5 protein-coding genes are annotated in these 12,818 nt (G+C 35.6%); 2 read left to right on the forward strand and 3 right to left on the reverse strand.

The genetic code is table 11. The annotated features are described in order from the left end of the window. Positions 1 to 5: 5 nt before the first annotated feature. Complete coding sequence (locus ABW637_RS06800; protein WP_367583890.1) at positions 6 to 860, forward strand: DUF5777 family beta-barrel protein; 855 nt, start codon at positions 6 to 8, stop codon at positions 858 to 860. A gap of 56 nt (positions 861 to 916) precedes the next feature. On the opposite strand, the gene ABW637_RS06805 is transcribed toward ABW637_RS06800, so the two are convergent. The 3 genes from ABW637_RS06805 to ABW637_RS06815 all read right to left on the reverse strand — a co-directional run bounded on the left by ABW637_RS06805 (position 917) and on the right by ABW637_RS06815 (position 10,276). Beyond that, positions 917 to 1,477 (reverse strand): Crp/Fnr family transcriptional regulator, encoded by a 561-nt coding sequence (locus ABW637_RS06805; protein ID WP_367583891.1) that lies wholly within the window; start codon positions 1,475 to 1,477, stop codon positions 917 to 919. A 584-nt stretch (positions 1,478 to 2,061) separates the two neighbouring features. Continuing rightward, a complete protein-coding gene (locus ABW637_RS06810) occupies positions 2,062 to 8,334 on the reverse strand; it encodes an FG-GAP-like repeat-containing protein (RefSeq protein WP_367583892.1) in 6,273 nt (2,090 codons plus the stop codon). A gap of 331 nt (positions 8,335 to 8,665) precedes the next feature. Beyond that, complete coding sequence (locus ABW637_RS06815) at positions 8,666 to 10,276, reverse strand: isocitrate lyase (protein ID WP_367583893.1); 1,611 nt, start codon at positions 10,274 to 10,276, stop codon at positions 8,666 to 8,668. 1,026 nt (positions 10,277 to 11,302) lie between these two features. Between ABW637_RS06815 and ABW637_RS06820 the strand changes: the two genes are divergently transcribed. Then, positions 11,303 to 12,805, forward strand: coding sequence for a pyridoxal phosphate-dependent decarboxylase family protein (locus ABW637_RS06820; RefSeq protein WP_367583894.1), 1,503 nt, complete (start codon positions 11,303 to 11,305; stop codon positions 12,803 to 12,805). Positions 12,806 to 12,818: the final 13 nt, after the last annotated feature.

Genomic DNA, 12,818 nt, shown 5'->3' on the forward strand with positions numbered 1-12,818 from the left:
AACCCATGAACCATAATTATATATTTCTTATCCTTTTTATGTTTGGTTTTAACATGATATATGCTCAGGATGATTTACTAAAAGAGTTAGAACAAGAGACTGAAGAAGAGAAATTCAGTACTCCAGCTTTTAAAGCTATGAAAATTGGAAATCTGCAAAGCACAAAAGTAGCCGGGAAAGGGGATTTTTATTTGTATGTATCACATCGTTTCGGAACCTTAAAAGATGGGCTTTCTACTTTTTTTGGTTTTGATAATGCCAATACCAAAATACAATTGGTTTATGGAGTTTTTAATGAAGTACAGCTGGGGATAAGTAGAGAATCTTTACGTAAAACCTATGCAGGTTCGGCGAAGATAAGATTGCTTAGTCAATCTGAAAAATTCCCTTTAAATCTTGTTGCATATGGAACCATCAATATAAATACCGCATTACGAAAAGATCGCTTTCCCTTTTTAAAATTTGGAGATAGGCTGAGTTATGCAACTCAATTATTGATTTCAAGAAGAATTACTAAAAAACTATCATTAGAGCTAGTACCATCTTTTGTAAGACAAAATTTAGTTTTAGAACCATTTCAAGACCATAATCAATATGCATTAGGAGCAGGGGGAAGGTTTAAAATATCCAAAAGAATGTCTTTTAATCTAGACTATGTCTATAATTTTAGTAGAGCATCAAAATCTATTTATAATAATCCCCTGACTGTTGGGCTTGATATTGAAACTGGAGGGCATGTTTTTCAATTGTTATTCTCTAACGCACAATCAACAAATGAGCCTGGTTTTATAAGTAACGCAGAAGGTGATTGGAATGATGGAGATGTGTTTTTTGGGTTTAATGTAGTACGCGTTTTTTAAGTCTAGTTTTTTCATGATTTGTGGGAAAGAAGGCTTCTAAATTTCGGAAGTCTTCTTTATTTTCCTCGTATTCTACTTAATGTTTCTTGAGAGATCCCTAGCATTGATGCAATATGCCCTAGATTGGCACGTTGGGTGATTGTAGGAAATGCAGCTATCAATAATTCGTACTTTTCTTTGGCAGATAAGAAGTAATACCCTTTATAAAAATCATCAAGTAGTGCCATTTGTTCCTCAATAACCAATCTTCCGAAGCGATCCAATCTTGGATATTTGGCATATAACTCTTGCCATTGATCATAAGTAATAGACATAAGGATAGATTCTTCGGTAACTTCGAGATATTCTGAAGAAGGTTTTCTTAACATATAACTATGCCAAGAGGTAACTAACATGTTTTCGGGATAAATCCAATAAGTGATATCTTTTCCGTTTTGATAGAAATAGGTTCTGGCAGTACCTTCAACAATAAAATACAAGCGATTACATGTTTTTCCTTCTTCCAGTAGAACTTTTCCTTTATCAAGTTTTTCCGTTAATATGAGATTTACAATTTCCTCCTCGGTCTCTGAAGGCAGATTTATATATTGTTTGATATAGGTTATAAATGGATTCATATTTTAAAGATATGGATTAATAGCATTGAATTCATCTTGACTTTTTGTTTTTGACCGAAAATGAGTTGAAATTTGACCAGATGAGGCACTTTTTGAAAGCTATACCAGCGCTACAGATAAGAAAAGTAACGAAATATGGGTGAACTTCAGTCATTTTTTAGGAAATAGAAAAAGTCAAGATGAGTTCATTAAGTAGACAAAATATTGTTGATCTAAACTAAAAACTTTTTTGGCCTATTAATGATTAAGACTAAAAGTTTGATTCGTAGGAATTAAATATAAGAATTGAATTGATTCTGGATTATTTTTAATTTACTAGTATAAAACAATAAAAATTATGTAAAATAGAATTTCTGTAAATCAATTGGTTTCGAGAGAATTAAGTTAGAATCTACGATCCAAAAGTTCGATAATTGTCCGCTTGGCGCTACTAAGTAAAAAGCTCCAGAACATTTCTGGAGCTTTTTTATTTAATTATTAAGATGTAGAATTCGATGAGTCAAAAAGCCTGGATTAGGTGGTAGGAGAATCTCTCCTTTTGTCTACTACATATTTATCTTTGAATTTATCTATTCTCTTATACTTTAGTGTTTAATCACTATCTTTTCATATACAGTTCCTTTAGGAATAAAATCCCCTCGTAATAAGTATATCCCCTCTTGTAAATGATCAACTTTTATATATTCCTGTAATTGTTCTTGATTAAAATGATGAATTTTCTTTCCTGTCATAGTATAAATCTCTAAACTTTCAAGATTCGAAAAATTTAGAACTCTTATATAATCTGAAGCAGGATTAGGAAATACTTCTAAAATTGGACTGGGATTATTTACTATTACAGTTCTAATTACCTCATCTGCCATATTACCATTACTATCTGTTGCATTGTATGAAATATAATATGTACCGGTAGCATCTATAAAATTAGAACTATCAATAACCACTTCAGATCCATCATTTGTAATGGCTCCTAACTCAATATAGTCAGAGCCTTTTGTGATTACTTGAGGATCGTCTCCTAACAAAGTAATTACCGGTGGTATATTATCTTCTACCGTAACCAAAGCATTACAGCTACTCATGTTACCCGAGGAATCAGTTGCTGTAAGTGTAACTGTATGGATGCCTACATCGGCTAACGAAAACTGAACTCTGTTTAAGGTTAAAACAACTCCACAAGCATCACTAGAACCGTTGTCAATATCGGCTGCAGTGATGGTAGCATTTCCTGAAGCGTCTAATTGAATCGTTATGTCCTGACAAACTACCATGGGTTGTGTAGTATCTTCTACCGTTACTGTCGCTGTATTAGATTCTGAGTTTCCGTTGATATCGGTTACCGTTAACGTTACTGTGTTTGTTCCGACATGAGTACAATCAAAAGAAATACTATCTAAACTCATCGATTGTATTCCACAGGTATCTGCAGAACCATTATCAATCTGAGCTGGAGTGATGGTTGCATTTCCTGAAGCGTCTAGCTGTACTGTTATATTTTGAGTTACAACCGTTGGTGCAATAGTATCTTCTACGGTTACTGTAGCCGTATTTGAAGCCGAATTTCCATTCACATCAGCTACCGTTAAAGTCACTGTATTTGCTCCAATATTTGTACAATCAAAGCTAGTGGTGTCTAAACTGATCGATTGAACTCCACAATTATCCGAAGAACTATTATCGATAAGAGCGGGAGTGATGGTTGCATTTCCTGTGGCATCTAATGATACCGTAATGTTTTGTGTTACCACCGTTGGCGCAACAGTATCTTCTACCGTTACCGTAGCTGTATTCGAAGCGGAGTTTCCATTGACATCGGTTACAGTCAAGGTCACTGTGTTTGTTCCGACATTCGTACAATCAAATGAGGTAGTATCTAAACTCATCGATTGGATTCCACATGCATCTGAGGAACCATTATCTATTTGCGCTGGTGTTATACTTGCACTTCCTGAAGCATCTAATTGTACAGTGATATCTTGAGTGATTATACTTGGTGTTACGTTATCTTCCACCGTTACTGTAGCTGTATTCGAAGCCGAGTTTCCATTAACATCAGTTACAGTCAAAGTCACAGTGTTTGTTCCGACCATAGTGCAATCAAATGAAGTTGTATCTAAATTCATGGATTGAATTCCACAGGTATCGGATGAATTATTATCTATCTGTGCAGGAGTGATACTTACACTTCCTGAAGCATCTAACTGTACGGTGATATTTTGGGTAACAACGGTTGGAAGAATCTTATCTTCTATCGTTACGGTTGCTGTTTTGGTATCAGAATTTCCGTTTATATCGGTTACGGTTAAGGTCACTGTATTTGCTCCAACATTGGTACAATCAAAAGATGTACTATCTAAACTCATCGATTGTATTCCGCAGTTATCAGTAGAACCATTATCAATCTGAGCAGGTGTGATACTTGCACTTCCTGAAGCATCTAACTGTACGGTGATATCTTGTGTTACTATTGTTGGGTTAGTAGTATCTACTGTACTAAAACTTCCTTCTGATGAAAAAGCTGATCCTGCAAAACTATGGTCTACAGCTTGTACTTTAAAAGTATAATTAGTAGTACAAGCAGCAGGAAGTTTATATATGTAATTAGTGCTTTGTCCTGCATTCCCTTTAGCAGGAAGTTTACGCCATCCATCATTTTCTTGTGCCATTGGGCTAACTTTGTATGCTGAGCTTGCCGAAGCATCTTTTATATATACATTATAACTTAATCCATTGCTAGGAGTTTCTGTATCTGTACTGGCTGTCCAGCTTAAGGTTACCTCATCTCCATTAACCACAGCTGTTGGATTCGTTGGGGCTGTAGGTACTGTGTTTGAAGTAGCTATATTGTTAATATATATTTTTGAAATGAAGGAACTATTTGTAACCCCTGCCAACGCTATATCTAGATCGCCATCATTATCATAGTCTCCCCAAACAGCATCACTAACCACTATGTGTGGTAAATCATCAGTAATAAGGTGCGTAAAAACACCTGCGGTATTCGTATATATTCTAGTTGAGGCGGTGCCTCCAGAGCCTGTTAATAATATATCTAAGTCACCGTCATTATCATAATCTCCCCAAGCTGCCGAACCTTCTTGCACACCTAATAAATTGGCTGTTGCAAGTTCGGTGAAACTTCCGGCTGTATTGGTGTATACTTTTGTCACTCTAGCGCTTCCTGTATATCCAGACAACAAAATATCTAGATCGCCATCATTATCATAATCTCCCCAAGCAGTTGAACTATACGATACTCCTGTTAAATTGGCTGAGGTAAGTTCTGTAAAAACACCATTATTGTTGGTATAGATTTTTGATATATCTAAACTCCCTGTATATCCGGTTAATAATACATCTAAATCCCCATCATTGTCATAATCGCCCCAATCTACAGAACCGCTACTTAATCTTGGGAAACTGGCTGTTACTAGTTCTGTAAAAGCGCCAGCGTTATTAGTAAATATTTTAGAAATACCTCCCGTTAAGAATATATCTAAATCCCCATCATTATCATAATCTCCCCAAGCCACATCTCCAAAGGCTATTCCTGGTAGGTTAGCAGTAGCGAGTTCTGTAAATGAACCTCCAGTATTGGTATAGATTTTTGATATAAGAGTATTCCCAATATCCAAACCTGTTATAAGTAGATCTAAATCCCCATCGTTATCATAATCCCCCCATTCCACAGCTCCGGATTGTACACCAACTATATTAGCAGAAGTTAGTGCTGTAAAAGTCCCTGCTGTATTGGTATAAATTGTTGAAATAGGATCAGTAGCTCCGGAAATTGATTTTTTACCCGTTACTAATAGATCTAAATCCCCATCATTGTCATAATCTCCCCAAGCAACGGCACTTTGATAAACGTTGGTTAAGTTTGCTGTAGGAAGCTCAATAAAATTTCTTAAATCTACAATACTAAAAGTTCCTTCTGTAGAAAACTCAGAGCCAGCAAAACTGTGATCTATAGCCTGAATTTTAAAAGTAAAATCTTTGTTTGTATTAAGATATTCTTCAGGCAATTTCCATACATATGAAGTGTTTTGTCCTGCATTACCTATAGCCGGTAGTTTACGCCATCCATCACTTTCTTGTGCCATTGGACTAGTTATATATGCTGAGCTTGTCGAAACATCTTTTATAAACACATTATAACTTAATCCACTATTAGGCGTTTCTGTATCGGTACTAGCAGTCCAGCTTAAGGTTACCTCATCTCCATTAACCACAGCTGTTGGATTCGTAGGTGCTGTAGGTGGTGTATTAGGCGTAAGTGTATTATTGGTATATATTTTTGAAAAGCCTGTTCCATTTGATTGAAGACCAGAAACCAAAATATCTAAATCGTTATCATTATCATAATCGCCCCAGGCAGCAGCACCTTGAAGTACACCTGTTAAATTTGCTGTGGCAAGCTCTGCAAAAGTTCCTGCGTTATTCGTGTATATTTTTGAAACACCTATACCTCCTCCTGTTACGCCAGTTAGTAATACATCTAAATCCCCATCATTATCATAATCTCCCCAAGCTACATCAGTATGTTGTATCCCTGGTAAATTCGCAGTAGCTAATTCTGTAAAAACCCCAGCGTTATTCGTATATATTTTTGAAACCGTTGTACTTCCTGAATACCCAGCTAATAAGATATCTAAATCTCCATCATTGTCATAATCGCCCCAAGCTGCTGAACTAAAGGATACACCTATTAAGTTCGCAGAGGTTAATTCCGTAAAAACGCCTTCATTATTGGTGTAGATTTTAGAAATATCTTCACTTCCTGTATACCCAGTTAATAAGAAATCTAAATCCCCATCGTTATCATAATCGCCCCAATTTACTGAGCCACTACCTATACCTGATATACCTGATGTAGCAAGCTCTGTAAAAGTTCCGTTAGTATTCGTATATATTTTTAATGCAGTTCCGCTTAAGTCACCTCCTAAAAACAGGATATCTAAATCTCCGTCATTGTCATAATCTCCCCAAGCTACAGTACCTCCTATATTGGAAAGACCAGCAACGGTGAGCTCAGTGAAAGTACCACCATTATTGGTGTAAATTTTTGTTGTATATGAAGTATTAGTTATAGCGCCGCTTAATAATATATCTAAGTCTCCATCATTATCATAGTCGCCCCATACTGAGTTACCAGAACTTACACCTGGCAAGATTACAGAAGTAAGCTCAGTAAACGTTCCATTATTATTCGTATATATTTTAGAGTACCTTCTATTAGATGCATATGAGTCTAATCCTGTTAGTAAGACATCCAAATCCCCGTCATTATCATAATCACCCCAGGCAGTAGAACTGTTAAAAAGATCTATTAAATTTGCTGTATTAAGTTCAGTAAAAGGTCTTAAGTCTACACTAAAAGTACTTTCAGCAGAAAATGCAGAACCCGCAAAACTGTGATCAATGGCTTGTACTTTAAAAGTAAAGTCATTTTTTGTGCCATGATATTGCTGAGGTAGTTTCCACGTATATGAAGTGTTTTGTTGTACGTTACCTAAAGCAGGAAGTTTACGCCAACCATTATTTTCTTGTGCCATTGGACTAACTGCGTATGCTGAGCTTGTCGAAGCATCTTTTATATATACATTGTAACTTAATCCACTGCTAGGAGTTTCTGCATCGGTACTCGCTGTCCAACTTACCGTAACCTCGTCTTTATTTACTACTGCTGTCGGATTCGTAGGTGCTGTAGGTGCTGTATTAGGCGTAACTGTATTGTTAGTATATATTTTTGAGGTTGCAGGAAATTCTCCCGTTAATAGGATATCTAAATCGCCATCATTATCAAAATCACCCCACGCAGAACGACCAAATGCAACGCCTGGTAAATTGGCTGTAGCAAGCTCTGTGAAAACTCCAGCTGTATTGGTATATATTTTCGAAATATTTCCGCTGGGTGTCCAGCCATTCAACAATACATCTAAATCTCCATCATTGTCATAATCGCCCCAAAGCGCAGAACCCACATTAACTGCTGTTAAGTTTGCTGTGGCTAGCTCGGTAAAAGTCCCTGCCGTATTGGTGTATATTTTTGAAATACTTGTGCTAGCTGTGCTTCCTTCTATACCGGTTAACAATATGTCTAAATCCCCATCATTGTCATAATCGCCCCAATCTACTGAGCTAAAAGACACTTGTGCTAAATTTGCTGTGGCGAGCTCAGTAAAAGTCCCTGTCGTATTGGTATATATTTTTGAAATTCGCGAACTTCCTGTGGAGCCCGTTAATACTATATCTGTATCCCCATCATTATCATAATCACCCCAAGCTACAGCTCCATCCGTCACTCCTGTTAAATTAGCTGCGACCAATTCGGTAAAAGTTCCTGCTGTATTGGTATATATTTTAGAAACCAGTGTACTTCCCGTATTTCCTGTTAATAGGATATCTAGATCTCCATCATTATCATAATCACCCCAAGCTACGGCACTATAATATACTCCTGTTAAATTTGCAGCAGCTAGTTCGGTAAATGTTCCTGCCGTATTGGTATATATTTTTGAAACTGGTGTACTTCCTGTCCAGCCCGTCAATAATACGTCTAAATCCCCATCGTTATCATAATCACCCCAAGCTACAGCACTATTATTTACGCCGGTCAAGTTTGCCGTGGCAAGTTCAGTAAACGTTCCTGCAGTATTGGTATATATTTTTGAAACCCGCGTGCTTCCTGTCCAACCGGTCAACAATACGTCTAAGTCTCCGTCATTGTCATAATCACCCCAAGCTACTGAGCTTTGAGTTACGTCTTCTAAATTTGCTGTGGCGAGTTCGGTAAATGTTTGTGCATAGGCACAAAAACTGATTAACGATACTAAGAATAGTAGTAGTTTTTTCATAATAAGGGGCATAAATATTTACTATTGGGGTAATTTTCATTACATATATTAACTTTTACTCATACAAAAAGATAATTCATCATCTTGTCTATATAGATTACAGTTAGTATGCGAAATACCCTATTCTTTATTGATACTTTTTTTAAAAAAACTATCATATTTATAATTCACAGATACGTGAAACAATTAAGCTTCCTAGTATTGTTTTACTCTTAGCACACCTAATTTTAAGAAAGGTAAGTTTGTTTGTCAATAGGTTTATTTTTTAAAGCCATAAAAAAAGGTGACTCTATTATAGAGTCACCTTTCTAAAAAAACTTCAACGCAAGTTTTATTTATCTAAAGCCATTTCTGGTTCCTTAGCAGTTGTTTTAACTTCAAATTGATTACTAGTGTTTTTCTCCCCCCCAGCTTTTAAGGCTTTTTCACCAGCAAAGAAGGTTTTATGATCATCTCCTAGATCTGAACCTGCCATACGTTGGTGTTTTACACAAGAAACACCTTTTCGTATTTCTTGACGTTGAACAGAACCTACATAAGCCAACATTCCCTCGTCTCCGAAATAACCTTCTACAAGATCATTCATATGTAATGCAGTAGTGTGATATGTTGGTAGTGTAATTAAGTGATGGAACACACCAGCATCACGAGACGCTTCTGCCTGGAACATACGAATCATTTCGTCTGCTCGGCCTGATAATTCAGTACCATCATAATTTGCTTCCATTAGTTCTGCTCTATTATAGGCAGATACATCTTCTCCTGCTTCTACCATAGCATCAAATGCCTGCTGACGGAAATTAAGCGTCCAATTGAAAGATGGAGAATTATTGTATACTAATTTTGCATTAGGTACCTGTTCCTTAACTCGGTTTACCATATGTGCAATTTGCTTCACATTTGGTGTTGGAGTTTCGATCCATAATAAATCTGCACCATTCTCAAGACTTGTAACACAGTCTAATACAACACGATCAATGTTAGATCCTTCTTTAAATTTATATAATCCGTTTGGCATTCTTACAGGACGAACCAATTTACCATCACGTTTAAATAATACATCATTTTGATTCACCTCATCTAAACGTACTTCTTCTGCTTCAACAAAATCCATATACTTTGATGCCAAATCTCCTTCTTCCATAGATACAGGTAGTTTTTGTGTTAAACCAGCACCTTCAGAATCTGTTCGAGCAACAATTACACCTTCTTCTACTCCTAATTCTAAGAAAGCATATCGAAGTGCGTTTATCTTTGCGATAAAATCTTCATGTGGTACTGTTACTTTACCATCTTGATGACCGCATTGCTTAGCGTCGGATACTTGATTTTCGATTTGAAGGGCACAAGCACCAGCTTCGATCATTTTTTTAGCTAAAAGGTATGTTGCTTCTTCATTACCAAAACCTGCATCAATATCTGCAATGATAGGTACTATATGTGTTTCAAAATTATCGATCTCTGCTTGAACATCTTCTCCAGCATCTAGACGACGAAATAAGTCATTTAGCTCTACGGCATCTGCCTGACGTAAGAACGTATATATCTCTTCAATTAACTTAGGAACCGAAGTTTTTTCGTGCATTGACTGATCTGGTAAAGGTCCGAACTCAGAGCGTAATGCTGCTACCATCCAGCCAGAAAGGTATAAGTATGATTTGTCTGTTGTACCTTTATGCTTTTTTACTGCAATCATTTTTTGTTGTGCTACAAAACCGTGCCAACAACCCAGTGATTGTGTATAGTTTACATTATTAGCATCATATTCCGCCATGTCTTTACGCATAATAGACGCTGTATACTTAGCAATATCTAATCCTGTTTTAAACCTATTTTGGACAGCAATACGGGCTGCATTTTCTGGGTTTATAGTTGCCCAAGTATTTCCGTGTTTTGCTTTTAATTTGCGTACAATATCAATAGCCGAATTATAAGTAGTCATAATGTTATTTTTTTAAATTCTATTTTAGGTTACTATTTTTATTTTAAACTGTTATTTTTTTGAGTTGTAATCAAGCGTATTATTAATAGCCCAATTCGTAACTAATGTTTTAGTCTTTACTTGAGATTTCATCTTTTCATTTTTTTGTTTTATTAATAATCTGCTATTCTTCATAGTGAATTAATTACAGGACAATATTATAAAAAAGTTTTTGAATAAAAAAGCGAACGTTCGCTGAATGTTTTAAAAAATGTAAATATTTCGTGTTCGCAAAAACCAATATCTTCAACTAAGGGTTATAAGAAAAGAATAGGAAATGTTGTTTATTTAATTGAAAATCAATTGAATAGATAGTTGTAAAAAAACTTTCTACATTTGGGTAATCTATGCTCTTTGGTTTGTTAAAAATTAATTTTTATAAAATGAAAAAAAGATAGAATATCCTGAAAATTGATGAAATTGTTTTACTTTTCGATAAATCAGATGTGTTTTACAACGATCTTGTATCATTGAAACTCGATAAAAATTTGACGCTCATTATGGAGATCTCATAGTTCAGAATTTTAAAGGAAATTCCGTAATAGTTTTTCGAAAAAAGAAGAATAATTAGTCCTGTCACAAACGCTCATGAAAGAGTGAATGCCTTTATCACAATACTAATTGGTAGTATAATAATACAAAGTGTTTATAAACAAGGGGCTAAGTTATTTTTAAGCCTCATGACATGAAAGTCGCAAGAGTTTGGATCGAACTTGACGCGATATTCGAGTCCCGTTTCTGCTACTTCTGAAGCCGATAGAGAATGTAACTGACTTTTTAATCGATTAAAGTTGAATGAAACTTGGCAGTAGTCAAGGGCTTTCTGTAAACTTTGGCTAGAATGCACTAAGATATCAAAAAGTGTTACCAGAGCATTAAATAACCTCCAAATTAAATCTCACGTCTTTTTTTATCCAACATACGTCATGAATTTAGTTTTACTTGACTCTACATTTGCAATGCTTATTTAGACCAAATAAAAACAATATGTTCCTCGAAACACAAACGAACTTGGCAACTGATCTCAAGATTGATCAGTTTTTTGACTCTCATTCAAAATATACCTATCAAGAATATATTCAAAAAGCATTGGATTATGTTACCAATTTCTTGAATAATGAAAACTTTTATAGTGGAGAGTCACCTAATAATCTTAGATCAAAAACTAATTTATTAACCGCTGATCCAAATGTAACCTTATCTATAGATGATGCACTTAAAGAAATTAAAGAGCTATATCTAGATCATACTATAGCATTTCATCATCCTAATTATGTGGCGCATCTTAATTGTCCTGTATTGCTTCCTGCTATCGTAGGGGATTTAGTTGCTTCATCAGTAAATACTGCAATCGAAACCTGGGATCAAAGTACTTCTGCAACATTAATAGAACAAGAAATGATTCGGTGGATATGTTCAGAAATGAGATTACCGGCTGTTTCAGATGGAGTTTTTACTAGTGGTGGTACACAGTCTAATTTCATGGCCTTGTTAATGGCTAGAGATCATTATGCTTTTAAACATTATGGACTCAATCTTAAAGAAAATGGTTGGTCAGATATTGTCTCTAAGTTCCGTTTCTTTTGTTCTGAAAAAGCACATTTTAGCATTAAGAAGAATGCAGCCCTTTTAGGAATGGGGTATAATGCCGTGATACCTGTTGCTACCGATGATCGAATGAAAATGAAACCTGAAGCATTGGTACAGGCAATAGAAAAAGAAAAACAGTTGGGCAATATCCCAATCGGTATCATAGCTACAGCAGGAACTACAGATTTTGGGAGTTTTGACCCTCTTGAGACCATTGCCCAAATTACTGACGAATATGATATTTGGTTTCATGTAGACGGAGCCTACGGTGGTAGTTACATATTAACAGAGACGCATGAACATAAACTAAAAGGTATAGAGAGGGCAGATTCTGTCACTATTGATTTTCATAAGACGATGTTTCAGCCTGTTTGTTCAAGTGCTTTTTTGGTGCAGGATACAAAATACTTTAAATATGTGTCTTACTACGCAGATTATCTCAATCCTTTAGAGCATAGAGATGAGGAGTGTCCTAATCTAATCGAAAAATCCATACAAACTACACGTAGGTTTGATGCTCTGAAACTTTGGTTTACCTTAAAAATGACTGGAGCCAAAACTATAGGTTCATTTTTGGAAAAAGTTCACTACTTAGCCTTAGATGTGTATCATAGTATTAAAGATGATCCGGATTTCGAAATTGCTCATAAACCAGAATTGAGCACCTTGGTATTTCGATATAAAATATCTGGGATTAATAGCGACGCACAACATGATACCATTAATTTATTCATCAAAAATACACTCTTCAAATCTGGTCAAGCCTCTGTAGCAAGTACAAAATTAAACGATAAGGTGTATTTAAAATTCACCCTGCTCAATCCTAAAAGTACTATCGATGATTTGCTACATATCATCCAAATGATCAAAGAAACCGGTAAAAACTATACGATTAAATAATTAGTTAGACGAT

The organism is Aquimarina penaris (genome assembly GCF_040786285.1).
Classification (GTDB): Bacteria; Bacteroidota; Bacteroidia; order Flavobacteriales; family Flavobacteriaceae; genus Aquimarina.

Coding starts and splice junctions, on each gene's coding strand:
- ABW637_RS06815 (WP_367583893.1), bottom strand. CDS start 10,276: ATGACTACTTATAATTCGGCTATTGATATTGTACGCAAATTAAAAGCA.
- ABW637_RS06800 (WP_367583890.1), top strand. CDS start 6: ATGAACCATAATTATATATTTCTTATCCTTTTTATGTTTGGTTTTAAC.
- ABW637_RS06820 (WP_367583894.1), top strand. CDS start 11,303: ATGTTCCTCGAAACACAAACGAACTTGGCAACTGATCTCAAGATTGAT.
- ABW637_RS06805 (WP_367583891.1), bottom strand. CDS start 1,477: ATGAATCCATTTATAACCTATATCAAACAATATATAAATCTGCCTTCA.
- ABW637_RS06810 (WP_367583892.1), bottom strand. CDS start 8,334: ATGAAAAAACTACTACTATTCTTAGTATCGTTAATCAGTTTTTGTGCC.